The organism is Segetibacter koreensis DSM 18137, from assembly GCF_000374045.1.
Taxonomy (GTDB): domain Bacteria; phylum Bacteroidota; class Bacteroidia; order Chitinophagales; family Chitinophagaceae; genus Segetibacter; species Segetibacter koreensis.
In genome coordinates this window covers 102610-128255 of record NZ_KB893386.1, presented here as the reverse complement: position 1 = coordinate 128255, position 25646 = coordinate 102610, and the positions used below count along the sequence as shown (strand labels likewise).

At 37.2% G+C, this 25646-nt stretch carries 19 protein-coding genes and 1 tRNA gene; 15 read left to right on the top strand and 5 right to left on the bottom strand.

Annotated features, from left to right (window positions below; all coding sequences use genetic code 11):
- From nosZ to B154_RS32670, 6 genes are all read left to right on the top strand, one after another.
- Positions 1-2037: a Sec-dependent nitrous-oxide reductase gene (gene nosZ, locus B154_RS0126810; RefSeq protein WP_018617447.1), complete on the top strand. Its 2037-nt coding sequence runs from the start codon at positions 1-3 to the stop codon at positions 2035-2037.
- A 171-nt stretch (positions 2038-2208) separates the two neighbouring features.
- Entirely contained in the window at positions 2209-3219 is a 1011-nt protein-coding gene (locus B154_RS31715) for a nitrous oxide reductase accessory protein NosL (RefSeq protein ID WP_018617446.1), read from the top strand.
- 46 nt (positions 3220-3265) lie between these two features.
- Positions 3266-4498, top strand: a complete 1233-nt coding sequence (locus tag B154_RS0126800; protein ID WP_026260476.1) for a nitrous oxide reductase family maturation protein NosD — start codon at positions 3266-3268, stop codon at positions 4496-4498.
- Positions 4495-5202: an ABC transporter ATP-binding protein gene (locus B154_RS0126795; RefSeq protein WP_018617444.1), complete on the top strand. Its 708-nt coding sequence runs from the start codon at positions 4495-4497 to the stop codon at positions 5200-5202. The genes B154_RS0126800 and B154_RS0126795 overlap by 4 nt, the downstream gene beginning before the upstream one ends.
- Position 5203: 1 nt before the next feature.
- Positions 5204-5971 (top strand): ABC transporter permease subunit, encoded by a 768-nt coding sequence (locus tag B154_RS0126790; protein ID WP_018617443.1) that lies wholly within the window; start codon positions 5204-5206, stop codon positions 5969-5971.
- Between the two features lie 269 nt (positions 5972-6240).
- On the top strand, positions 6241-6393 hold the full coding sequence (locus tag B154_RS32670; RefSeq protein ID WP_157580979.1) for a hypothetical protein: 153 nt from the start codon (positions 6241-6243) through the stop codon (positions 6391-6393).
- Between the two features lie 101 nt (positions 6394-6494).
- Here the strand turns inward: B154_RS32670 and B154_RS0126785 are convergent, their stop codons facing one another.
- From B154_RS0126785 to B154_RS32665, 3 genes are all read right to left on the bottom strand, one after another.
- Positions 6495-6884, bottom strand: a complete 390-nt coding sequence (locus B154_RS0126785; RefSeq protein ID WP_018617442.1) for a hypothetical protein — start codon at positions 6882-6884, stop codon at positions 6495-6497.
- A 197-nt stretch (positions 6885-7081) separates the two neighbouring features.
- On the bottom strand, positions 7082-8461 hold the full coding sequence (gene hemN, locus B154_RS0126780; protein WP_018617441.1) for an oxygen-independent coproporphyrinogen III oxidase: 1380 nt from the start codon (positions 8459-8461) through the stop codon (positions 7082-7084).
- Positions 8445-8594, bottom strand: a complete 150-nt coding sequence (locus tag B154_RS32665; RefSeq protein ID WP_157580978.1) for a hypothetical protein — start codon at positions 8592-8594, stop codon at positions 8445-8447. The genes hemN and B154_RS32665 overlap by 17 nt, the downstream gene beginning before the upstream one ends.
- A gap of 115 nt (positions 8595-8709) precedes the next feature.
- On the opposite strand from B154_RS32665, the gene B154_RS0126770 reads away from it, so the two are divergent.
- From B154_RS0126770 to B154_RS31160, 7 genes are all read left to right on the top strand, one after another.
- The gene (locus B154_RS0126770; RefSeq protein WP_018617439.1) at positions 8710-11106 is read left to right on the top strand and encodes a heavy metal translocating P-type ATPase; all 2397 of its coding nucleotides are present in this window, start codon (positions 8710-8712) and stop codon (positions 11104-11106) included.
- A gap of 315 nt (positions 11107-11421) precedes the next feature.
- Positions 11422-11580: a cbb3-type cytochrome oxidase assembly protein CcoS gene (ccoS, locus tag B154_RS0126765; protein WP_018617438.1), complete on the top strand. Its 159-nt coding sequence runs from the start codon at positions 11422-11424 to the stop codon at positions 11578-11580.
- Positions 11581-11595: 15 nt separating this feature from the next.
- A complete protein-coding gene (gene ccoN / locus B154_RS0126760) occupies positions 11596-13794 on the top strand; it encodes a cytochrome-c oxidase, cbb3-type subunit I (protein ID WP_018617437.1) in 2199 nt (732 codons plus the stop codon).
- Positions 13795-14023: 229 nt separating this feature from the next.
- Positions 14024-14194, top strand: coding sequence for a cytochrome C oxidase Cbb3 (locus tag B154_RS31710; RefSeq protein ID WP_071595336.1), 171 nt, complete (start codon positions 14024-14026; stop codon positions 14192-14194).
- Positions 14195-14218: 24 nt separating this feature from the next.
- Entirely contained in the window at positions 14219-15391 is a 1173-nt protein-coding gene (locus B154_RS29910; protein WP_018617435.1) for a cbb3-type cytochrome c oxidase N-terminal domain-containing protein, read from the top strand.
- Positions 15392-15394: 3 nt separating this feature from the next.
- Positions 15395-16813, top strand: a complete 1419-nt coding sequence (ccoG, locus tag B154_RS0126745; protein ID WP_018617434.1) for a cytochrome c oxidase accessory protein CcoG — start codon at positions 15395-15397, stop codon at positions 16811-16813.
- A gap of 540 nt (positions 16814-17353) precedes the next feature.
- Entirely contained in the window at positions 17354-20647 is a 3294-nt protein-coding gene (locus B154_RS31160; protein ID WP_018617433.1) for an Ig-like domain-containing protein, read from the top strand.
- Positions 20648-20737: 90 nt separating this feature from the next.
- On the opposite strand, the gene B154_RS29900 is transcribed toward B154_RS31160, so the two are convergent.
- Positions 20738-21622 (bottom strand): alkaline phosphatase family protein, encoded by an 885-nt coding sequence (locus B154_RS29900; protein ID WP_051084358.1) that lies wholly within the window; start codon positions 21620-21622, stop codon positions 20738-20740.
- A gap of 470 nt (positions 21623-22092) precedes the next feature.
- On the opposite strand from B154_RS29900, the gene B154_RS0126725 reads away from it, so the two are divergent.
- Positions 22093-22167, top strand: a tRNA-Val gene (locus tag B154_RS0126725).
- A gap of 102 nt (positions 22168-22269) precedes the next feature.
- On the opposite strand, the gene B154_RS0126720 is transcribed toward B154_RS0126725, so the two are convergent.
- On the bottom strand, positions 22270-23295 hold the full coding sequence (locus tag B154_RS0126720; RefSeq protein ID WP_018617430.1) for a nucleoid-associated protein: 1026 nt from the start codon (positions 23293-23295) through the stop codon (positions 22270-22272).
- A 321-nt stretch (positions 23296-23616) separates the two neighbouring features.
- On the opposite strand from B154_RS0126720, the gene B154_RS0126710 reads away from it, so the two are divergent.
- Positions 23617-25617, top strand: coding sequence for a glycoside hydrolase family 97 protein (locus tag B154_RS0126710; protein WP_018617427.1), 2001 nt, complete (start codon positions 23617-23619; stop codon positions 25615-25617).
- The last annotated feature ends 29 nt before the right edge of the window (positions 25618-25646 follow it).

Below are 25646 nucleotides of genomic sequence, written 5' to 3'. Positions count from 1 at the left end.
ATGAAAAATTTAAATGTTAATTTGTTGACAGTGGCAGCGCTTTGTCTCATACTGAGCATGGCCGCCTGCAAGCCCAAAAATGCGGGTAATGCTGTCAGCTCAGATGCCGCGCAGAAAGCTTACGTAGCTCCCGGCAAATACGATGAATTTTACAATTTCGTTTCAGGTGGTTTTAGCGGCCAAATGAGTGTGTATGGTTTACCCTCAGGCCGTTTGCTAAGAGTTATTCCTGTATTTTCCCAGGATCCACAGGATGGATACGGATATAGTGAAGAAACAAAAGGAATGCTGAATACTTCACATGGTTTTATACCCTGGGATGATTTGCACCATATCGAAGCATCGCAGACAAACGGAGAAATAGATGGACGGTGGACTTTTGCTAATGGCAATAACACACCTCGGCTTGCACGTATTGATTTAAAAACTTTTCGCACTGCCGAAATACTTGAAATACCAAACAGCGCCGGAAATCACTCTTCACCTTTTATAACCGAAAACACAGAATACGTTATTGCCGGTACACGCTTTAGTGTCCCTTTAGACAATAGCAATGGAGATGTTCCTATCAATACTTATAAAAAGAACTTTAAAGGAACCTTAAGCTTTGTAAAAGTTGACCCTAACAGCGGTAATATGAGCATTGCTTTCCAGATAAAAACGCCAGGTGTAGACTTTGACTTAAGCCATGCTGGTAAAGGTCCAAGCCATGGTTGGTTCTTCTTCAGTTGCTATAATTCTGAGCAGGCTAATACTCTGCTTGAGGTAAATGCATCACAACGTGATAAAGATTTTATCATGGCTGTTAACTGGAAAAAAGTAGAAGAATATATTAAACAAGGCAAGGGTAAAAAGGAAAGTGTAAAATATGCTCATAATACTTATAGCGATGTTACACACTCTTCCACTTCCACTATGGAAAATGAAGTTACTACCATTGATGTGAAAGATGTTCCTGATGCTGTTTATATGATACCTTGCCCTAAATCACCACATGGTTGTGATGTTGACCCAACAGGTGAATATATAGTAGGCAGCGGAAAACTGGCAGCGCTGATTCCTGTATTCTCTTATACTAAAATGCTTAAAGCCATACAGGATAAAACCTTTGATGGCGACTACGATGGTATTCCTGTCATAAAATATGAAGCAGCATTATACGGCGAAGTTAAAAAGCCAGGCCTTGGACCATTGCATACAGAGTTTGATGGTAAAGGAAATGCTTACACTTCTTTCTTCATTTCTTCTGAAGTTGTAAAATGGAATATTAAAGATTTAAAAGTATTGGATCGTGTTCCAACTTATTATTCAATCGGACACTTAAGCATTCCCGGCGGTGATAGCAGAAAGCCTTATGGTAAGTACATGGTGGCTTATAATAAGATAACCAAAGACCGCTACCTGCCTACGGGCCCCGAGCTTGCACAAAGCGCTCAGTTATTTGATATTAGTGGAGATAAAATGCAATTGATACTTGACTATCCAACCATTGGCGAGCCTCACTATGCTCAGTCTATCCCGGCAAGTTTAATATCAAAAAACTCTTTAAAAATCTTCAACATTGAACAAAACAAAAGTGCGCATGTAACCATGGGACAAGGCGCGGCAAAAGTAGTGCGAGAAGGCAATAAAGTGCATGTATATATGACTGCCATTCGCTCTCACTTAGCTCCTGATAATATTGAAGGAGTAAGAATGGGCGATGAAGTTTATTTTCATGTAACTAATCTTGAGCAGGATTGGGATATACCCCACGGATTTGCAATAAAAGGTGCAAATAATGCAGAGCTTATAGTCTTACCTGGAGAAACCCAAACTTTAAAGTGGATACCAAACCGCGTAGGAATAGTGCCAATTTATTGTACTGATTTTTGCAGTGCCCTGCACCAGGAAATGCAAGGGTATGTAAGGGTTTCCCCTTCTGGCTCAAACGTGCCCTTAACATTTTCTATAGGTACAAATAACGGAGCAACCAATAATCCTTCAGGGGCCGACTCCGGTGCTGCCGGCGGCGGACCTGGAAAGGCGAAAAGATAATGTAATTTAAAAAGTATGGTGAAAAGTGAAACGACGGTTTCCTATTGGTCTTTCACTTTTCACCATTCACGTTTGAAGTTTTTTTCGGCTTAGAATTCGGTGTTTATTAGACTTCCGTTGCTTCCAACTCTTGTACTGAAACAACTTCAAACTTCTTAAAAGTTTTTAATTATGAAATACGATTATAAATGGCCACGGCTTTTAGTAGTACTTGCAGCATTGCTGCTTGCAGGTGCAATATTTCTGCCGATATGGCAAATAGAGTTAAGTGCTCCTCAATATCCGGAAGGATTGATGCTGAAGATTTTTGCAAAAGGACTTGCAGGAGATGTTGATGTGGTAAATGGCTTGAACCATTACATTGGTATGCACACCTTGCATTCACAGGATTTTATGGAATTTACACTGTTGCCTTATATTATCAGCACCCTTGTCATTTTGGGATTAGTAACCGCAATTGTTAACAAGAAAAACATTTACTATACCTATACAGCATTGTTTATGTTCGTGGCTATCATCTCAATGGTAGACTTTTACCGTTGGGAATATAACTACGGGCACAACCTCGATCCTAATGCTGCTATACAAGTTCCTGGAATGTTTTACCAGCCGCCTTTATTAGGCTACAAACAATTATTGAATTTTGGCGCTTTTTCAATTCCTGACCTGGGTGGTTGGTTGTTTATTGTTGCAGGTACCTTATTGCTTTTTGCTTACCTTCTTCTCTTAAAGCCAAAATGGATTGTTTTAAAAAAGAACAAAATTGCAATTGCCGTTTTTATGTTACTAGCGTTGCAGTCATGCTCTGCAGGTCCCCAGCCTATTAGGTATGGAAGAGAGTCTTGTGACTTTTGCAAAATGACGATTATGCAAAAAAAGTTTGCAAATGAATGGGTAACCGATAAAGGAAAAGTATATCACTTTGATGATGTTCATTGCTTGTTAAACTTTAGAAAAACAGATAAGAGTAATGGAACTGCTTATATAAATGACTTTACAGAAAAGAAAGAACTTCTAACAGCAGGGGATTTGTTTTTTGTAAAAAGTCTGGAGTTAAATGCGCCCATGGGAGGTCACTTCGCTGCTTTTGAAAGTAAAGCCAGTGCAGACGATTTTTTAAAGAATAATAAAGGCGAAATTTTATCCTGGCAGGAAGTTGAAGGTAAAACTACAAACCTATAAAAGGACTTAATAAAAAAGTGCTGTTATAAAAATCAATTAAGCGAAAGTGAAAGTATTTCTCGCAATAACTCTATTATTAATGCAGCTATTTGCAACGGCATCTGTTATTGAAGTTGGTGCAGGCAAACAATATAAATCAATTAAAAGTGCAATAGCTGCAGCAAAAGATGGTGACATCATTCTTATAAATAAAGGAGTTTATGCAGAAGGTGAAATTGTAATTGACAAAGCTGTAAGCGTAAGGGGAGTTGGTTACCCGGTAATAGATGGAAAAAGTAAATCGCAAGTAATTAGGGTTGAAGCAAGTGGAGTAGTGTTGGAAGGATTGGAGGTATGTAATGCCGGTTATTCCAGTTCTTATGACTGGGCAGCTATAAAGATTTTGAACAGTAAGAATGTGATTGTTCGTAACAACAGGTTGCTGAATAATTCAGCAGGTGTATATCTTCAAAATACCAGTTATAGTGAAATAAGCAATAACACCATGCAGGGTAACAGTACAGACGAGGTTGAGTCAGGCAACGCTATTCACTGCTGGAAAAGCAACAACTTACGCATACTTAACAATAGTCTTACAAGGCATAGAGATGGCTTGTACTTCGAGTTTGTAACCGCTTCTTTGATTCAAAATAATACCAGCTTCAAAAATCTTCGTTATGGCATTCACTTTATGTTTTCAAATGATGACACTTATATCCATAACACATTTAGAACCAATGGCTCTGGTGTAGCAGTTATGTTTTCGAAAAACGTGGTGATGAGATATAACACTTTCGAAGAAAACTGGGGTAGTGCTGCTTATGGTATTTTATTAAAAGAAATTCAGGGCGGTGCAGTTGAAGGAAACACTTTTTTAAGAAATACCGTGGGCATTTATATGGAAGGAACGAGCAGGATATTGCTTTCTAATAACACGTTTAAATCGAACGGCTGGGCCATGCGGGTGCAGGCAAGTTGCGAGGCCAATACTATTACCAAAAACAATTATTTCGGCAATACATTTGATGTAGGTACAAATGGTACGATGCAGTTGAATATATTTAATGAGAACTATTGGGACAAGTACGAAGGCTACGATTTAAATAAAGATGGCATAGGCGATATACATTATCAGCCTGTGAGTTTATATAGTATGATAGTTGAAAAAATGCCTTCTGCCTCTATTTTGCTTAGAAGTTTTATGGTAAGTATAATGGATAAAGCGGAACGATTGATGCCAAGTATTACACCTGTAGAATTGAAAGATGATAAACCATTAATGAAACCGTTATCTCTATGATACTTGCGACGAACGTAACAAAAAAATTTGGAAAGCTAACAGCTTTAGATTCTATAAATCTATCGTGCAACAAAGGTGAAAGCATTGCCTTGATTGGACCTAATGGTTCAGGTAAAACCACTTTTATAAAATGCCTGCTTGGCATGGTAGTGCCAGACAGCGGCTTTATTACTTTTAATAAACAAAACATAAAGCATGACTGGGAGTACAGGAGCAAAATTGGTTACATGCCACAGATTGGGCGCTTTCCGGAGAATATGCGAATAGCACAGGTGATAGATATGATGAAAGACATTCGTAAGTCTTTCACGACTCATTTAGATGAAGAACTTATCTGGCAGTTTGGGCTCGATAAGATTATGGATAAACGAATGAGAACTTTATCAGGAGGCACAAGGCAAAAAGTAGGGGCAAGCCTGGCTTTTATGTTTCAACCTGATGTATTGATACTTGATGAGCCTACTGCCGGTCTTGACCCGGTGTCAACGGAGATATTAAAAGCAAAGATTAGCAAAGAAAAAGCGAATGGAAAACTTATCATGATAACCTCGCATGTATTGAGCGAGCTGGACGAAATAATTACACAAGTAATATATATGCAGGATGGAAAATTAAAGTTCCATAAGTCGTTTGAGCAGTTAAAACACGATACAGGAGAAGTGCAATTGAGTAAGGCGATGGCACAGATAATGAAAAACATTTAAGATGAAGAAGCTGATTAAATATGTAATGATAGATATTCTCCGAAACAAGGTTGTGCTGGGATATACCCTGTTTTTGCTTGCTGTATCGATGAGCGTTTTTAGCCTTGACGATAATAGCTCAAAAGGATTATTGAGCCTGTTGAACATTGTGCTGATTATTGTACCCTTACTAAGTGTTATTTTTTCAACAATTTATGTGTATAATTCGTCAGAGTTTATCGAGCTGCTGGTTTCGCAGCCTATAAAAAGAACAACTTTGTTAACCAGTATTTATGCAGGACTTGCGAGTTCTTTAATGCTTGCAGTAATAATTGGCATAGGATTGCCTGTATTATTATATGACCGTTCTGATGTTGGGCTAACCCTTGTACTTGCCGCTGTAATGCTTACTGCTGTATTTACCGGCTTAGCTATTCTTGCCAGTGTTATTACAAGAGACAAAGCCAAAGGAATTGGTGTGGCTATTTTACTTTGGTTCTACTTTGCGATCATCTTTGACGGATTGATTTTGTTTCTTCTTTTCCAATTTGCGGATTATCCTTTAGAAAAAATATCAATTGGGTTGACTGCGCTTAACCCTATTGATCTAAGTAGAATTCTTGTATTGCTTAAGATGGATATTTCTGCAATGATGGGCTATACAGGTGCTGTTTTCAAAGAGTTTTTCGAAGGCATGACCGGCTATTTTTTTATAATCCTGGTTATGCTCGCCTGGATATGTTCACCCATTATGCTGGCAATTAAAAGATTCAATAAAAAAGACCTGTAAATATTTTTAAAGGACAGTAGTATGAAAAGGAAAATAGGAACTAATATAGCAGGCAGCTTATCAAATAGTTCTAAATTGAATCGGAGGTCATAGAAGAAGAACGTGTGTGGTATCAAATAATTATAAATAAAGAAACAGAAATATGAAAAGATCTCTCTTAATTGCCGGTATTGTATTCACTCTTGAGGCTTGAAGCAATAATATGAAGGCGCTGCAAATAATGAGAATCCAAATAAGGTACATCCAGTTTCAGAAACAATTCCTGACAGGTGAAACTGGTAAAAGCCTCTACTCTCGTAATAGTTCTGTGGGAACAAATGATGCTTCATCGCGGAAGCAATCAAAAACCAAGTGATTTTATTCAACAGCCGCTATACTTCTATCCTTTGTATAAGGAACTGAGTATAAGCAGCAGGAAGTAAATATTTGAAGGCAGGACAACAATTTGATTGAAAGGTATTTTGGGGGCGTTATACTAATTAATATCCCTGCTTAAGCAATTTAAATCTTTTGGCAAACTGATTTACGAAGCAGCAGACATTTCTGTACTTATAAACTCTCCTGCCTTATTCTGGCTTTCCAGGGTCCATCCGTCAGTAAGCGAGATGACATTCCACACATTTCCTGATTTTCGAAATACTTGTATAGATAGTCCTAAGAGTTCTCGGCATTCTTTTTCAATCTCAGCTACAGTTCTGTCTTCATCAACATTTAATTTTAAAGTACTGGTAAGGTTAGTTATTTTACCAATACTGTTTTGAGGATTAATGGAATGTTTCTTTAAAGAAAGGACTCCCTTTGGGCTTGTGGAAAATTCAATTTTAAGATAGGGATAGAACAAGTTAAATGCTTTTTGTATATCAACAACAATACTGTCCCTGGTTATTATTATTTCCTTACTATTATTGTCCATAGTGATTGTTATAAATAATTATTTGTTACCCATTATTGTTAAAGCCGACATTGTTGTTATTAACATGAATCTGGAATATTTATTCAAAAGTATTATAGCCAGCAAGCCAAAAGCAATTATATGCGTCATTTAAAAAGATGATTGTTGTCAGGAAAAGTGAATTCCGTGTTCGCATTTTAATAGAAGGAGATGATAAACTATATCGCGTTACTAAACAATGGGTTCAGCAGGCTGGTTTTATTTCTTTGTATGTTTAAGTCAAAAGCACTGCAAATGTTGCGGATAAAAAAAAGGCCTTTTCCTGTCAATTTGCATCCCCGGGTATCATATTCTACCAAACCATCTGCTGCCAATAATTCCAATTCTGGAAATGAATATTTTTGAAGCAACGGCAATTGTTCTGCATGAAATGATGTAAACCCTTTACAACTTATATCAAGAATATTTTTTCGAAATTGTATCTCTTCTTTGTTTAGTATGTGTCCTTTTTTAACAGGTAGGCGCCCTTCATTTACTGCAGCATAATAATCATGAATTGTCTTTTCATTTTGAGCATAAGCACTTCCTGCGTCACTGATGGCTGATACTCCCAGCCCTATCAGCATTCCTGTATTCTGGGTTGTATATCCCATAAAGTTCCGATGCAGCTTTCCATTCCGCCGGGCTTTATACAACTCATCCTGGGGTAAAGCAAAGTGGTCCATGCCAATATCCGCATAGCCTTTATTTAAAAGTATTTCCTTGCCTTTTAAATATAAAGCTATTTTTTCTTCGGCCGCAGGCAGGTCACTTTCATCAAACAACCTTTGAGATTTACTGGTCCAGGGCACATGAGCGTAACTGTAAAAAGCTATTCTATCTGGCATTAGTTCTGTAACCTGGTGTATGGTTCTTTCAATACTCTCTAGAGTTTGTAATGGCAAGCCATAAATGAGGTCAAAATTAACAGAGGTGAAACCTGTCTGTCTTGCATTTGTGGTGGCTTTTTTTACATTTTCTAAAGGCTGTATCCTGTTAATTATTCTTTGCACCTTTGGGTCATTATCCTGCACGCCGTAACTAATACGGCGAAAGCCAAAAGTATATAATACCTGCAATTGCTCAAGAGTGGTATTATTAGGATGACCTTCGATACTGAATTGATGCAATGGATGAATAGTGCTATTGGTAAGAATGATATTAAGTAGCTTTTCAAGATTTTGGGGAGAAAAGAATGTGGGTGTGCCCCCACCTAAATGAATTTCCCTGATAACAGGAGGTTCAGACATTAGGTTTGTATACAGCTTCCACTCTTTTTCGATGGCTGAAATATATTCGTCTTCTACCTTATGGTTGGTTGTAATCTTTTTATTGCATCCGCAATAAGTGCATAAGCTTTCACAAAAAGGAAGATGAATATATAAACTGATCCCCCTGGTACTATTATTATTTGCAAATTCATTTTGAATTATTTCCTCCCAGCTTTCAACCGGTAATTCTTCTTTCCAATAAGGAACCGTTGGATAACTTGTATACCTGGGGACGGGTTGGTTATACTTATTAATGAGCACGCTGTCAACATTAAAACTGTGTATCATTGTGCAAAAGTAGAAGGCGGGTTTCTCTTAAAATATGACATTCGTTAGGTCTGCTTTGCATTTTCATTTTTTCCCTTTTGCCTGTTTTTATAGTTTCCTGATTGTTGTCATGTTTTTCTGTGAACTGTATCATTTGTTGTTTTTTTTCGCTCAAATACTTTTGACCCCTAAAATCAGGCGGACGACTAAGTCGCAAGTAATTAATTAAATAAAGCAGACAGAGCCTTACTAAAGCAATAAACTGACTCATGAAGAATCAATCTATACACGAACAGGTAATTTGTTTTCATTGTGGTGAAGATTGTGGTAAAAATCCTGTAATTGCCGGGGAAAAGCAATTTTGCTGCGAGGGCTGCAAAATGGTTTACGAAATTTTGAACCAGGGAGGGCTATGCGATTATTACGAAATTTCTAAAAATCCTGGTATTAGCCGGAAAATTGGAGTCAGGAAAGATAAATTCGCGTTTCTGGATGATGAGAAAATAAAGCAATCATTAATCGCTTATAAAGATGAAGCACAAACACATGTTTCTTTTTATTTGCCTCAAATGCATTGCAGTAGTTGTTTGTGGCTGCTCGAAAACCTGCATCGTCTAGATGAAAATATTATTAGCAGCAAAGTAAACTTTACAAGAAAAGAAGCAGATATTATATTTAACCATCAAAAAGTTTCTTTTCGCCAGGTAGCCGAATTGCTGACCAGTATTGGCTATGAACCTCATATCAGCTTCAATGATATGAAACAGGTTAAACCAAAGCTGAATAAATCAAAAATTTATAAGCTCGGCGTTGTCGGATTTTGCTTTGCCAACATAATGTTGCTGAGCTTTCCTGAGTACCTGGGAATTGATGTAAAGGAGCAAAACCTGGTTAATTTGTTTCGTTACCTAAACCTGTTTCTTAGCCTGCCTGTTTTCTTTTACAGCGCTTCCGAATTCTATGTTAGCGCATGGAAAAGTCTTCAACATAAATTTCTAAATATTGATGCGCCGATTGTGCTTGCTGTTTGGGTAACCTTTGGCAGAAGTCTGTATGAAGTACTGACTTCATCCGGTAGCGGTTATTTCGACAGCATGTCGGGTATTGTTTTTTTTATGCTTATTGGCAGAGTGCTTCAGGATAAAACCTATGAGCAGTTAAGTTTCGACAGAGATTATACTTCTTACTTTCCCATTGCTGTCGTGCGTTTAAATAAAGAAGTGGAAGAAACTGTTGCTTTGCCGGACATTAAGCTAAATGATACATTATTAATACATAATGAAGAACTGATACCTGCAGATGGTATATTGACAAGGGGAAGCGCCCTGATAGATTACAGTTTTGTAACAGGCGAAAGCCTGCCTGTACAAAAAGAAATGGGTGAAATTGTATATGCAGGAGGCAAGCAAACAGGTAGTAATATAGAGATACTGGTAATAAAAGAAGTGGCGCAAAGTTACCTTACCAAATTATGGAACCGCGATGAATTAAAACAAAACAAGAATTATAACCAACGCTCTTTTGTTCATTTAATCAGCCGGTATTTTACATGGGGCGTTTTTGCTATAGCTGCAATAACTGCCTTGTACTGGTATTTTAATGACGCTTCTAAAATCTGGAACAGTCTGACTGCTGTAATGATAATTGCTTGTCCTTGTGCGTTGCTGCTAAGCAATACATTTACTAACGGAAACATTTTAAGAATACTAAGTCGCAACAAGCTATATCTGCGAAATGCACAAACTATCGAAGATCTCGCTAATGCAAATCACATTGTTTTTGATAAGACAGGAACATTGACAACCGGAGCATATTATGATATAGAATATAATGGTGAACATTTAAACATTAAAAACAAAAAGAAGATTGCCCTGCTTGCCGCACAATCTACGCATCCTATGAGTAAGGCAATAACATCATTTCTGGCAATAAAATCTGATTCTAAAGTTATGGGTTTTGAAGAAAAACCGGGAAAGGGAATTGAAGGGATTGTAGATGGTGACCTTGTTGCCATAGGGTCAAAAAAGTTTGTGGTGGGAGGTGAGGACTTTGAAGAAGAAACCGCTGTTTATGTTTCAATAGAAGAAAGAGTGCTTGGAAAATTTGTTTTTAAAAATCACTACAGGAAAGATGTGGTCTTACTAGCGAATGAATTAAAGAAGCAATATCCTCTTTCGGTTTTAAGTGGAGATAATGGAGGGGAAAAGAATTTTTTGAAAAAGATATTCGGTAATAAGTCAGATGTCCGGTTTCATCAAAAACCTGATGATAAACTGGAGATGATCAAGCAATTGCAAAATAAAGGGAAAAAAGTAATAATGTTAGGTGACGGGTTAAATGATGCAGGTGCTTTAAAACAAGCTGATGTGGGAATTGCTGTCAGCGAGAATTGTAACAATTTTACTCCTGCAAGCGATGCAATTATTGAAGCAGATAAATTGCCTTTATTATATAAATTTATCAGGCTGTGTAAAATAAACAGGAGTATTATTGTTGCCAGCTTTATTATATCAATTATATACAATCTCGTAGGTATTTACTTTTCTGTCCAGGGAAATTTATCTCCAATGATTGCCGCAATCCTAATGCCTTCGAGCAGTTTAAGCATTTTATTGATAACTTTTGGTGCAAGTAATTTAGCAGCACGCCAGATGGGATTGAAGTAGATGGAGTAATAAACTTTACTTGATTTCATATATCTCCTGAAGGGTTTTTCTTCTTTACTCTTTCTGTGCCCGCCCTTAGTACTTTGTTCTGTAAAAAAGTTCACCCTCTTATTACCAGAGCTATCGTTGTTATCTTATGATTCCTGCCCGCATTGCGAGTGCCAGATAGTCAATGACTTTATGTAAGAGTTATTAAAGGAATATCTGCATGGTTCAATCAATTCTAAAAACTGATAACAATCATATTTACCCTTGAGTACAGTCAATATCTCCACATTACCCGCATTCTACTTTTGAACCCTCATAACAAAAATCATGAGTGTCATAATTCTCTTATTAATAGCAAGTATAACTGTAGCAGCGATATTTCTCATTGCCTTTTTATGGAGTGTAAAAAAAGGACAGTTCGACGATGAAATGAGTCCTCCGGTTAGAATATTATTTGATGATGCCCCCAATTCAAAAAAACAATAATAAACATTTGATTACATGTTAGACATTACGACAACAGAATTTGAAGAACTGCCGAAACCCCGGGAAAAAAAGACAGCCATTAAGGTTGACAGGTTTTATTACGACAACGACATTGTAAAGATGTTTGCTTATGCTACCATTATCTGGGGAGTTGTTGGTATGCTTGCAGGCTTACTTGCTTCCATCCAGCTTTTCTTTCCGTCAGCTAATTTTGACCATGCGCCTACTACCTTTGGAAGGGTAAGGCCCGTACACACCAATGCCGTTATTTTTGCGTTTGTTGGCAATGGCATTTTTATGGGCGTTTACTACTCCCTGCAGCGCTTGTGTAAAGCCCGCATGTTCAACGACAAGCTAAGTAAGTTTCACTTCTGGGGATGGCAGTTGATCATCGTTGCTGCGGCAATTACATTACTTGCGGGTTATACAACCGGCAAAGAATATGCAGAACTGGAGTGGCCTATTGACATTGCTATCACAGTTGTTTGGGTTGCTTTTGGTGTCAATATGTTCGGTACTATTATCAAACGCCGCGAAAGTCATTTATATGTTGCCATTTGGTTTTACATTGCTACCTGGGTTACCGTTGCCATGCTGCATATCGTAAACTCTTTCGAAATACCCTTTACTTTCTTAAAAAGCTATAGCTGGTACGCAGGTGTACAGGATGCTTTGGTGCAGTGGTGGTACGGGCATAATGCTGTTGCATTTTTCCTTACTACGCCTTACCTCGGTTTGATGTATTACTTTTTGCCTAAGGCGGCCAACAGGCCGGTATATAGTTATCGTTTATCTATCATTCACTTTTGGGCGTTGATATTTATTTATATCTGGGCAGGTCCTCACCACTTGTTGTATACTGCGTTACCCGATTGGGCTCAGAGCCTTGGTGTTGTGTTTAGCGTTATGCTCATTGCACCTAGCTGGGGTGGTATGCTAAATGGTTTGTTCACTTTAAGGGGTGCATGGGATAAGGTAAGAGAAGATCCTATCTTAAAATTTATGGTAGTGGCCGTAACATGTTATGGTATGGCAACTTTTGAAGGCCCGCTGCTAAGTCTTAAAAATGTAAATGCTGTTGCCCACTATACAGACTGGATTATTGCTCACGTACACATAGGTGCTTTAGGTTGGAATGGATTCTTAACATTCGGAGTTATTTACTGGATTATTCCAAAAATATTCAAAACCAATATTTACTCTAAAAAACTTGCAAATACACATTTCTGGGTCGGAACTATCGGTATTGTTTTATATGCTGTTCCATTGTACTGGGCCGGGTTTACACAAAGCATGATGTGGAAAACATTTACTGAAGAAGGACAACTAAAGTTCCAGTTTTTAGAAACAGTTACTAATATTCTGCCAATGTATATGACTCGTAGCGTTGGTGGTACACTTTACCTCGCCGGAGTTTTTATAATGGTATATAATGTTTACAAAACAGTAGCCGCTGGTAGCCTGGTAGCCAATGAAGTTGCTGAAGCTGCACCACTTCCTAAGGTTATTGAAACACATGGCAAGCAACACTGGCACAGGTGGATTGAAAGAAGGCCAGTGCAAATGCTGGTATTTAGCCTGGTAGCAGTTGGAATAGGTGGTATTCTTGAAATTGTTCCTACGTTTCTTATTAAAAGCAATATACCGACAATTACTTCTGTTAAGCCTTATACTCCACTTGAGTTGCAGGGCCGCGACATTTATGTTCGTGAAGGTTGTTATACGTGTCACTCACAAATGATACGCCCGTTTAGAGATGAGGTTGCACGCTATGGCGAGTACAGCAAAGCTGGCGAGTTTGTGTACGATCATCCATTCCAGTGGGGAAGTAAAAGAACTGGTCCGGACTTGGCCCGCATAGGAGGAAAATATCCCGATAGCTGGCATTACAACCACATGTTAGATCCTCGTATAATGTCGCCCGGTTCTATCATGCCTTCTTACCCATGGCTACTGGATGACAAGGTTGATACAAGCATAACAGGTGCTAAAATAAGAGCAATGCAAACTCTTGGTGTTCCTTATCCCGCAGGATATGATAAAGTAGCCAACGCTGATTTGATAGCACAGGGAAATAAAATAAAAGCAAGCCTGAAAAAAGATAAGCTGCAAGCTTCGAATACAAGTGAGATAGTTGCGCTAATTGCTTACCTGCAACGTGTAGGTACCGATATTAAAGCAGAATCAAAACAACAGACTGCATCAATTAGGTAATTATCTGAACTGGAAGGATTGTATGAATAGGAATTGTGGGATTGTCTGAACGAGGAATTAGAGGGACTTATGGGAGTATGGGATTATGAGGAAAGTAAAACGATCTTCTAATCTGATAAATCCTAAAATTAGGTATCAGACAAAAGGAATAATACATGATTCCCTATCCCAATCATCCCAAAAATCACACAAATCCCAATTTGGAAAACAAACGACAAAAAATAAACAAATGAAATTTATAAACTATTTAGAAAAGATAACCGGAGTAGATGTATACGCTATGACTTCTTTCCTCATCTTCTTCACCTTTTTTGTAGTAATGGCTTTGTGGGCATGGCGTGCTGATAAAAACCTTATTAAGACTCTAAGTCATATTCCTTTAGACGAGGAAAACCAATAAACTAATTTGAAAATATTTATAACAATGAAATTTCCAGGTAGAAAACAACGACTAAAAAGTGTGGCACTAATATGCGTTTATGCCTTGCTTTCAACGGTTAATGTATTTGCAGCCGATGCACCAAAACCTTCTGAATTAAACAATTCTTTAGCTGTTATGCTTTTAGTTGTTGCGGGTGCATTGCTGTTAGCAATAGGAATGTTGGCCTATGTATTAATCGGCGTAGCAGAATTTAATGTTGACCGGTTTAAAGAAAAAGTAAAAGCTACATCTGCTGTAAAAACTTTAGTAATTTCTGGGTTATGTCTTTTTGTATCGGCAGCTTTTGCAGGGGATGGCGAGGCTGCACCGGCAACGAAGGAAGTGGTGAACGCTACCATTGGAGGTCTGTCAAAAAGCTCCTTTTATATGCTAACAAGCATAATAGGGTTGGAAGTAATCGTGCTGTTGCTAATGCTGTATTTCGTTAAGCAATTGATTTCAAAGGAAAAACCAGGACTGGTTGTGGAAGCGGGAGCGGCAAAAGAGCCGGTTTGGAAAAAGTGGTGGGCAAAGATGAATAATTTCAAGCCCGTTCATGAAGAAACTGCTATGACTCTCGAGCACGATTATGACGGAATCCGGGAGCTTGATAATAATTTACCTCCATGGTGGTTGTACGGCTTTTATGTATGCATCATTTTTGGTTGCATATACCTGTATAGATTTCATGTGTCTCACTCCGCACCATCTACTATAGAAGAGTACCAGGCAGAAGTGGCAAATGCAGAAGTGAAAAAAGAGGAATACCTGAAAAGCGCTGCTAATAAAGTGGATGAGAATACAGTTACTCTGCTAACGGATGCAGCAGCTTTGGGAGAAGGTAAAAAAATATTTACTTCTACATGTGCTCCTTGTCATGGCGCAGAAGGTCAGGGAGTTGTTGGGCCAAACCTGACAGATGATTATTGGCTGCATAAGGGAAGCGTAAAAGATGTTTTTAAAACAATAAAATACGGTGTTCCGGAAAAAGGAATGAAATCATGGAAAGATGATTTTAGTCCCGTGCAGTTAGCTCAGATAGCAAGCTATATAAAATCGCTGCATGGTAGTAAGCCTGCTAATGCAAAAGAGCCACAGGGTGAATTATATAAAGACGATGCAGCGGCGACATCAGCTAACAAAAATACATCAGACAACAAGCTTGCAATAAATTAAAAGATGATCTCAGCAACACAAAAAATACAACCGAAAAGTGCAGAAAGCTTTCGTGACCGCATAGCTACTGTTGACGAAAAAGGAAAGCGAAACTGGATTTATGCACACAAACCAAAAGGAAAGTTTTATAAGATCCGCACTTATTTGAGCTTATTTTATTTTCTTGCGTTTTTCGGTTTGCCTTTCGTAAAGGTTAATGGACGGCCTTTGTTTCTCTTCAACATTCCAGACGCAAAATTTATTTTATTTGGTAAAGTTTTCTGGCCACAGGATTTTTTTATTCTTGGCCTTGGAATGATAACTTTTATCTTTTTTATCATTCTTTTTACGGCAGCTTTTGGCCGATTGTTTTGTGGGTGGGCATGTCCGCAAACAAACTTTATGGAAATGATGTTTCGTAAAGTGGAGTACTGGATTGAAGGAGATGCAACCCATCAAAAAATGCTTGCAAAAGCACCTTGGGACAGTAAGAAAATTATGAAGAAAACAGCTAAACATTTGGCTTTTTACCTGCTGTCATTTATAATTTCTAATTTCTTTTTAGCTTATATTATTGGAGTAAAAGAACTTGAAAAAATTATTACAGAACCCGTAACCAATCATATTGTTGGCTTTTCTTCTTTATTGATTTTTAGTGGTGTTTTTTATGCTGTCTATGCTTTTTTCAGGGAGCAGGCATGTACGGTTGTTTGCCCTTATGGCCGTTTACAAAGTGTATTGCTTGATAAAAACTCAATGGTAGTTGCCTATGATTACAAACGCGGTGAGCCAAGGGGAATAGCTAAAAAGAATACTGAGAATATTTTTGGTGATTGTATTGATTGCTTTGCATGTGTAAAAGTTTGTCCAACCGGTATTGATATTCGCAATGGCGTACAAATGGAATGTGTAGGATGCACCGCCTGCATAGACGCCTGTGATAACATCATGGATAAAATAGGCAAGCCTCGCGGTTTAATCCGCTATGCGAGTGAAAACAGTATTGAGAATGGTGAGCCATTAAAGTACACTTCAAGAATGAAAATGTATTCTGCTCTTTGTGCACTTGTAGTAGGCGTCTTATCAGTAATTTTATTTACAAGAAAAGATATAGATGTTACCGTCATGCGCACACCTGGTATACTGTTCCAGGAACGAGGAACCGACAGTGTATCTAACCTGTATAATATTAAATTATCTAACAAAACGCTCAGCGAGATTCCATTAACAATAAAACTGGAAGATGAAAAAGGTAAAATCGAGATAATTGGCAAGCCCTATATAGATGTTGCGAAAGAAGGCCAGGGAAGTGGGTCTTTCTTTATAGTCTTACCTAAAAAAAATATACATGACAGGAAAAGTAAGCTAAAACTTGGCTTGTATGAAGGTGATAAACAAATAGCAGTTGTCAATACAAACTTTTTAGGGCCTGTTACTGACTAATTGTATTCTGTTTGATTTGCCAACATGTTACTCGTTTCTGTAAATAATTCTAAGTAAGGGATCAAATAAATAGCAATGCGAAAATATACATGTTTTAAACATCTTGAAAGCTTCATTATTAACGAAAATCACAGCACTTAAAAGTAAGTAGCATATAAAATGTAAAAAAGATAAACGGAAGATTAAAAGTATAGGATCCATTATAACAAATTCCGGAGGCCCAAGGTATTTACTTTGGGCCTTTTGCTTATTGATTGGTTTTCGACCGCCTAAGAAAAAAGCAATAGAACCATATACTACTGCAGCCCTGATTTTAGATGATTGTTGAATGAATACAAATGTATTAAATAAAAATATATGTAATAATAGAGTAGTTCTTTGCTTTCGTCATACCGGGAATGGTTATTTTTATTACTTTTTTTTAGGTTCTCTTTAAATTTCACCGACTAATAAAAGTCAATTACTTTAATGTTATTGTCCGCCAATTTTTCTCTGAAAGAAGTTTTCAAAATCCTTCAATAAAAATTATTTATTCTGAAAATGAAAAATTTTACTCTAATCTTTTTTGTATTTTTCTGTTGTTGTAAAGTAAGCTATTCCCAGGCAGGGAAACTTGATTCTTCGTTTGGAACCAACGGTATTGTTAAAACAGATTTTGGTTTTACAAATGACATTAATTATGCTACTACCGGAGGACAGGTAATGTTGCAAAAAGACGGAAAGTTGTATGTTCTTATTGAATCATCTGGTCAATCTTACATTGCAAAGAGGCTGCAGAATGGTTCTCCTGATGTAAGTTATGGAAATAACGGCTTTTCGGAACCCATCGATATAGAAAAAGCGGTTGCTGTAATACAGCCTGATGGGGAAATAGCAATTGCCGGGAATGATCACGGTAACAATTTCGCAGTAGCCAGGTTCAATACGGATGGTACCGTTGACAATGCCTTTCTTCAAAAGAAAACAACAGATTTTGGATCAGGATATAACATTGCTAATGCAATAGCAGTACAAAGCGATGGTAAAATAGTTGTAGCAGGTTATGCCCTAGTTGGCAGCAATATTCATTTTGCAGTTGCGCGTTATAATACCGACGGAACGGCAGATAATAATTTTTCTGATGATGGAAAGCAGACGACCGATTTTGGTTCTGAGGTAAACTATGGCTACTCAATAGCATTGCAGAATGATGGTAAAATAGTGGTTGCCGGCCAGACTTATGGAAATAGTTTTTCTGATTTTGCTATCGCAAGGTATAATAATGATGGTAGTCTCGACAACAGTTTTTCGGAAGACGGAAAACAGACAACTGATTTTAACTCTTCTGACGACATAGGCAAAGCTGTATCTATTCAAAATGACGGAAAAATTGTTATTGCCGGCTATCAATATAAATGTAATGATGCAACTTGTAGCGATGCTCAATTTGCCCTTGCTCGTTATAATACGAACGGAACTTTAGACAATACTTTTAGTGAAGATGGAAAACAAATAACTTCTTCTAGAGGTGGTTATTATGCTACATCACTAGTGATACAAAGTGATGGAAGAATAGTGGTTGGCGGTTATACTTTTGAAGGTGGTAATGCTGATTTTGCTTTTGCAAGAATTAATACAAATGGAAGTTTAGACAATACTTTTAATGCAGGCGGAAGGTTGACAACTGACGTTAACGGCGACGATTTCGCTTATTCGATAGCTATACAAACTGACGGAAAAATTGTAGCGGCAGGTATGGACTACGGAGATAATTTTGATGTCGTCAGGTTCTATACAGATGGACGATTGGATGATACATTTGGAAGAAGCGGAAAGTTAATTGATAAGCTTCGGTTAAACCAGGGATCAACGTATTATACAAGCACTGCCGTTCAAAAGGATGGAAAATTAGTGACAGCAGGTTATACCTGGAATGGCAGTAATTACGATTTTGCACTTGCTCGTTATAATTTAGATGGAACTCCTGATAATAGTTTTTCCCAGGATGGAAGACAAACAACAGGCTTTGGCACTTCTGATGACTATGCTTACGCTGTAGCCATTCAAACAGATGGAAAAATTGTGTTGGCAGGTGTTGCAGGACCTAATTTTGCAGTCACCAGGTACAACATTGATGGCAGCCTTGATAAAGGTTTTGGAACTGGGGGAAAGAAAATAACAGATTTTGGTACTGACCGTTCAGCCAGTGCTACCTCAGTCGCTCTTCAGGCAGATGGAAAAATTGTAGTGGGGGGATATACAGATCCGTCACAGCACCAAAATGAAGATTTTGCTCTTGCCCGGTATAACACTGATGGAACTCCTGATAGTAGCTTTTCGAATGATGGAAAACTAACAACCGATTTAGGATTTAGTGATTTCGCAAACTCCCTGGTAATTCAAAAAGATGGAAAAATAGTAGTGGCAGGATATAGTTCAATTGACACTCGTGGTTATAGCAGTTCTTTTTTTGCGCTTACCCGTTACAATGTGGATGGAACACCTGACGGCAGTTTTTCAGAAGATGGAAAACAATTTACGACGTTTGATCTCTTCAGTAGTGCTCAATCGGTATCGATACAAAATGATGGTAAAATCGTAGCTGCCGGTTTTTCCTCTTCTTCCAGCCGGAAAGGAGAAGATTTTGCTCTTGCCCGTTATAATACAGATGGAAGCTTAGACAATACCTTTAATAATGACGGAACAAAAATAGCAGACCTGGGCTCAGTTTCTGAAAATATCAGTTCTGTAGCTATACAGAATGATGGAAAAATATTGACTGCCGGTAGTTCAGAAGCTAATTTTGCCCTGGCCCGTTTTAGTAGTGACGGCAGCTTTGACAACAGTTTTGGCGATCACGGAAAGGTAATAACACAAGCGAGCGGACAGGAAGATGTTATTAACGATATTGCTATCTCAAATAATAAAGCATATGCTGTGGGTTATGGTCAGTATCCGGGAAGCCTTGGAGTGATAGCAAGATATGTATTAGATGAAATGAAAACACCGTCTATAAGTCTTACCATCCCTTATAATATTGTAAAATATGCCGGTCCTGCAAGAATAAAATTAAATGCTGATGTAGCTAATGTAAATGGTACTATTAACAAAGTTCGATTTTACAATGGTACTACTTTATTACATACTGAAGATGTGTTTCCCTATGGTTTTTTATGGCTTGATGTACCTGTGGGCAATTACAATCTTACTGCAAAAGCTTATGATGATGGAGGCAGCGTAACTACGTCTAACAGTATTACAGTACTGGTCGTAGACTCAAATGTAGCACCTGTTGTAAGCATTGCAGATCCTGTAAGTGATACGACTTATACCGGTCCTGCAACCATTCGTTTAATTGCTAATGCAAAAGACCCAAATGACAAAATAAGTAAAGTCGAGTTTTACAATGGACTGATATTGTTAAGGACAGAATATAACTATCCGTATACATATACCTGGTCAAATGTACAACCGGGTACATATACCATAACGGCTAAAGCCACTGATGATAAAGGTCTTTCTACAACATCTTCGCATATAACAGTAACGGTTTTATCAAACAGATTATTGGCTGACAGGTCTGTTTCTATAAATAACGGAATTGATATGATCAGTCTAAAGCTTAGCCCTAATCCTGCAAAGAACTTTTTGCAGGTGTCAGCCAACGGGTTGGAAGAAAATAGGGCGACAACGATATCTGTTATATCAGCTTCAGGAATAGAACAAAAAGTCGTTCCCTTAAATACGTCATCAAAAGTTATTGAACTTAATGTTGGTTCACTTACAAGTGGAGTGTACACTGTAAAAGTGGTAAACGGAGATAACGTTATTTACAGGAAATTTGTAAAACTATAACCCGGAGAATCTCCCGAAAAAAAACAAAGTTGCCAATTACAATAAGTGTTCAGGTTTTATTGTAATTGGCAACTTTTATAGTACAACTATTTATTTCCAGCAACCATTTATACTATCTCTGGAACTTAGGTTCGTAGTCCACGTTTCGGAGGCAGAAAACATTGCACAAATACTTCTTGTCCAATTGTAGTGGTCATATTTTAAAGAATGCTGGAAGTTTTCTTTTACATGCTCTCCTGAAGCTACAACGGGTATCTGGTTGCCCTCGGCCTTATCATTTTCATCAAAATAAACTACAAATATGCTATTGTGAGTAGCACACCAATCTGCTAAAGAAGATAAATTTGTTTTTAACCAGGTATCTCCTTTTTCAATGCTGCCGTCATGCATGTCATTTTGAATATTAGGACTTATACATACAACGTTTTCAAGCTTTGAATAATCAGTGGGAAAATCTGCAAATCTTTTATTAGCAGTTGGCTCTACATTCGCAAAAATTGTAGTCGGATTGTGCTTTTCGAAGTATAGTCCATCCTTACAAATTGTACTGCCTGTTTCAGGCAAGCCTTCGCTATACCATGCAAATGATTTTCCGGCAGCTTTTAAATTCGTATAAAGGTTAGGCGTTGTAAGTGTTGTTGAGTCTATACACTTATCATTCACAACACCATTAGGGTCGCCTGCAAAAAAATCTACATAATTAGGATAGCTTGGGTGTGTTATTGCATACATATTGGTAAATAGCGTTCCTTTGGCAATAAGTGAATTAATATAGGGAGCATCAAGATTGCCAACAATGCTATCGTAATTCTTGTTTTCGAACCATACAAATATAATATGGTCAGGGTGAGGAAAGTAGTTGACTACAGTATCAGTCGGCGGGGGCGGCTGAGTTCCCGTCTGTACAGCTTCCTGATTTTTTGTACAACACATAAGAGAAAAGGAGAGTGCCAGCAGTATAAGACTATGTTTCAAAAGTTATATTTTTTAAATAAGATGATTGTTTAGACACCAAGCAAGTTCCATGCCTGTTTAAGACACGAACACTACTCAACGTTATTCTTGTAACTTAATTTGTCACGCAAAAAGAACAAAAAAAACAGTAGTATTTTTTTACAATAGCGTATGAACTAAGTAATTAGTATTATTACAAATAAATTAAAATTATTATTAACTTAAAGAATAAGGATATGAAGGTAATTCGAGAATAAAAGATAAGGGTAGAAATTAAAACTGTTATTAGGGTTTGTAACAACCTAACATTCCCTTCATGCTAAAATGTTCTAGTGTAAAATAAATCTACAGGACAAATGTATGTATTTGTTTTCTATTCTGCTTTTACCCGTCAGTTTTTTTATGCATCTGCCGATTTGTTTATAGCTTATGCTGCTATTCATTATTTCAAAGCGGTTTGAACAACTCAAAGCCTTATTTTTGCAAAGCACGGATTGTTAGCTCAGTTGGTTTAGAGCATTACTTTGACAGAGTAGGGGTCACTGGTTCGAATCCAGTACAATCCACTATATTATAATCTAAATACTTGATGCACCCCTATCAATTGCACCTAATACTTTAAAAGTTTTTATCTGCCGACGATCTTACAAAATATGCTCGCCGGGTAATTAACTTTCTTCTTCGTAATAAATCTTATAAAATTTTCTTCCATTTTCATCTACACCTTGTTCGATTAACTCACGGTTACCATGAATGTAGATATGGAAGTTCTTATCAAGTTTAAGAACACGTTTAAAAACCCGTGCTTGTTTTTTTACCGCTTGTTCTGAAATTTCAAAATTATCTGATAACTCCATATCGTTTTCATGCCTGTAGGTTTCGTCAAATTTTCTGAATGAATCAATTATCGTTGTGTGATGAAAAACTTCTTCTTCAAATTCTGTTTTATCAAATGTTTCGTGTGTTTTAAAATATTCAACAGATCGATTTAATAAGTCAATCTGGTCCGCTTTTGATACATCATACTCGGTAGGAATTTGTGCTGTTATGAAGTCCTTGGTTAAAGTCAAAAAATTGCTTGTATTATTTATAAAGTCATTTTTTGCTTTGTGTTTGATAAAATCATTCTGCCAATATTCTGTTTCATTACTATTGTTGTCAATTATAAAAAGGGTATAAGGTTCCTGTGCAAATATTATCAAACAAGCTTTATCTGGCTTTCGACTGCCAATTCCTTTTCGAAATTTTATTGCAGCTTCTTTGTTATCAACTGATGTATCAATATAGCTTTCCTTGTCTTCAAATTTATACAGACCCACACCTTCATATGATTCATTGTTTAGTTTTATGTCATCAAACTTAACAACAAAAAAATCTCCATCTTTTATATGAGGATGCTTTGATACCGATATTAAATGTTGAGAAATATCTTTTGACTTTTCAATAAAATCCCCGCCTTCATAAATTGCTTTTGAAAGGTTAAATAAAATATTATAATCCATATCAACTTCATGCTTAAATTCAAATGTCAATGAATGAGAAAGAAATGGTTTTAAAAAGATCTTTTTAAAAACCGACTCTTCATTGTCATCAGAAGAGTCAAACAAGCTATTGCTGAAAATACACTTATTTTCTTCTGAACTAATTCTGTGAAAAATTATTTTACTTGTTATTGTTTCTTCAATTTGGATCATTGGTATCTTTTGGTGAGTCTTAAACTGTGGTTACTACTAAAAATAAAAGTGCATTGTACACTGTTAGCAGCAGGTAAAATTAAATATGTTGAAATAATAGAAATACCAGCAAAATAAGAGATTTTGTTAGTTATAGGGCAAATTGCTTTTTTACTTTATTACTTCCATTGCGGCTATTGAGCGCAACGTTCGGTTAAACAACAAAAAATGTTCAGGTAAGGGATTTCTATTAACTATTATTTCGTTCATAAATTTATACAGTATATTCAGAATTTATATTAAAAAAATTAAATCATCTTTAGAGGCAGCATTAAGAAAATTATGAAGCACATCAATCAGTACAAGAAGAAAAGTTATTTGCTATTTTTCATTTTTATAGTAATATATGGTAAAGGTTGGTCTAAAGATACATTACAGGTTTTTTCTCCATCTGGCAAAATCAGTGTAAAAGTTTGGATGGGCCAATTATGTAAGTACCAGGTTTTTTACGACAATAAAACCATTCTGGAACCTTCTTCTATAGATTTATTATTAGATAAGAACAGATCTCTGTCTGCAAATAATTCTATAAAATCATCCTCTATTAAAAAAATCAGGGAGCAAATAATTTCTCCCGTAGCTGAAAAAAGAAGAATAGTTCCAGATGTATATAATCTTTTGACTATAAATTTTAAGCAACCTTACAAAGTTGAGTTCAGGGTGTATGATGATGGGGTGGCGTACCGCATTTCTACCTCATTTAAGGATTCTTCCTATATAAATAACGAGGTAGCAGAGTTTAATTTTCCGGGCAAGCCATCCGCCTATTTTCCGGAAGTAAAGAAAAGGGCAGACGCTGACATTTTTCACACAAGTTTCGAAGAGGAATATCCATTAAGAAAATTAGACAGTATTGCTGATGGCGTTCTCGGTTATTCACCTATACTGGTTGCCCCTGAAACTGATCCGAAAATAGCCATTACAGAGTCTGACCTTGAAGATTACCCGGGAATGTTTATTGGCGGCACCGGCACTTCCACCTTAAAGGGTGTATTTGCAGGCTACCCCCTTGAAGAGGAGGCGACAAAAGACTTCTATTCTGAAATGAAAGTCACTAAACGGGCCCCTTACATTGCCAGAACTTCAGGAAAAAGAAGCTTTCCCTGGAGGGTCTTGTTGATTGCTGCAGAGGATAAAGAATTGCCGGGAAATGATCTTGTATACAGGCTAGGTGCGCCATCAAGAATTGGTGATGCTTCCTGGGTAAAGCCGGGCAACCTTACTGATGAATGGACAATTGATATTAATCTTTTTAATGTTCCTTTTAGAGCTGGTCTTAATACTGCCTCCTATAAATATTATATTGATTTTGCAAAACGTTTCGGTTTTGATCGTATTATGATGGATGCCGGCTGGAGTGACAACAATGATTTGTTTAAAATAACCCCAACTATTAGTATGGATACTCTTGTTGCGTACGCTAAAGAAAAAGGAATTAAGATCAGCATGTGGACGCTTTCCCGCACGCTAGACAGGCAACTGGATAGTGCTTTAAATCAGTTTAATAAATGGGGCGTAGATTTTATTATGACCGATTTTATAGACCGTGACGACCAGAAAACAGTTAATTTTTATCATAGAATAGCAAAAGCCTGTGCTGCTCACAAAATTATGATCATGTATCACGGCGCTTTTCCGCCAAAAGGCTTTAACCGAACTTATCCCAATGCAGTCGCAAGAGAAGGTGTGATGGGGTCAGAATATAATATTGGAAGCAATAAGGTAACACCCGAGCATGATGTCACTCTGCCATTTACAAGAATGCTTGCCGGAGGCTTTGATTATGAACCGGGACTTCTTAATAACGCAACAAAAAAGGGTACAAGGCCTGTTGCAGGAGTAGTGACAAGTCCTGGCACCCGCTGCCATCAACTTTCTATGTTCGTTGTTTATGATAGTCCGATGCAGATATTTTCAGGAAATCCTTCAGAAGGAATGCGCGAGCCGGAATTCATGGAACTTTTGGGCAACCTTCCTACCGCTTGGGATGAAACAATTATTACCGATGCAAAAGTGGGTAAGTATATTGTTTCAGCAAGGCAGAAAGGAAATGACTGGTTTGTTGCAGGAATGAGTAACTGGGACGAAAGAGACCTGGTAGTAAAATTTGATTTTTTAAAAGATGGCATTTATAAGGCAACAATTTGTAAGGATGGAGTGAATGCAGACCGTTATGCAGCAGACTATGTAATACAAAAGGATGTTTCGGTTAAGAAAAATGATGAGATAAAAATACATCTTGCGCCGGGAGGGGGATTTCTGATAAGGTTAGATAAGCAATGACTTTTTTCTATTGAAACTAAATAAACTAA

Coding starts and splice junctions, on each gene's coding strand:
- hemN (WP_018617441.1), bottom strand. CDS start 8,461: ATGATACACAGTTTTAATGTTGACAGCGTGCTCATTAATAAGTATAAC.
- B154_RS31160 (WP_018617433.1), top strand. CDS start 17,354: ATGAAAAATTTTACTCTAATCTTTTTTGTATTTTTCTGTTGTTGTAAA.
- B154_RS32665 (WP_157580978.1), bottom strand. CDS start 8,594: ATGATACAGTTCACAGAAAAACATGACAACAATCAGGAAACTATAAAA.
- B154_RS29910 (WP_018617435.1), top strand. CDS start 14,219: ATGAAATTTCCAGGTAGAAAACAACGACTAAAAAGTGTGGCACTAATA.
- B154_RS0126720 (WP_018617430.1), bottom strand. CDS start 23,295: ATGATCCAAATTGAAGAAACAATAACAAGTAAAATAATTTTTCACAGA.
- B154_RS0126790 (WP_018617443.1), top strand. CDS start 5,204: ATGAAGAAGCTGATTAAATATGTAATGATAGATATTCTCCGAAACAAG.
- ccoG (WP_018617434.1), top strand. CDS start 15,395: ATGATCTCAGCAACACAAAAAATACAACCGAAAAGTGCAGAAAGCTTT.
- ccoS (WP_018617438.1), top strand. CDS start 11,422: ATGAGTGTCATAATTCTCTTATTAATAGCAAGTATAACTGTAGCAGCG.
- B154_RS0126795 (WP_018617444.1), top strand. CDS start 4,495: ATGATACTTGCGACGAACGTAACAAAAAAATTTGGAAAGCTAACAGCT.
- ccoN (WP_018617437.1), top strand. CDS start 11,596: ATGTTAGACATTACGACAACAGAATTTGAAGAACTGCCGAAACCCCGG.
- B154_RS0126710 (WP_018617427.1), top strand. CDS start 23,617: ATGAAGCACATCAATCAGTACAAGAAGAAAAGTTATTTGCTATTTTTC.
- B154_RS31710 (WP_071595336.1), top strand. CDS start 14,024: ATGAAATTTATAAACTATTTAGAAAAGATAACCGGAGTAGATGTATAC.
- B154_RS0126770 (WP_018617439.1), top strand. CDS start 8,710: ATGAAGAATCAATCTATACACGAACAGGTAATTTGTTTTCATTGTGGT.
- B154_RS31715 (WP_018617446.1), top strand. CDS start 2,209: ATGAAATACGATTATAAATGGCCACGGCTTTTAGTAGTACTTGCAGCA.
- B154_RS0126785 (WP_018617442.1), bottom strand. CDS start 6,884: ATGGACAATAATAGTAAGGAAATAATAATAACCAGGGACAGTATTGTT.
- nosZ (WP_018617447.1), top strand. CDS start 1: ATGAAAAATTTAAATGTTAATTTGTTGACAGTGGCAGCGCTTTGTCTC.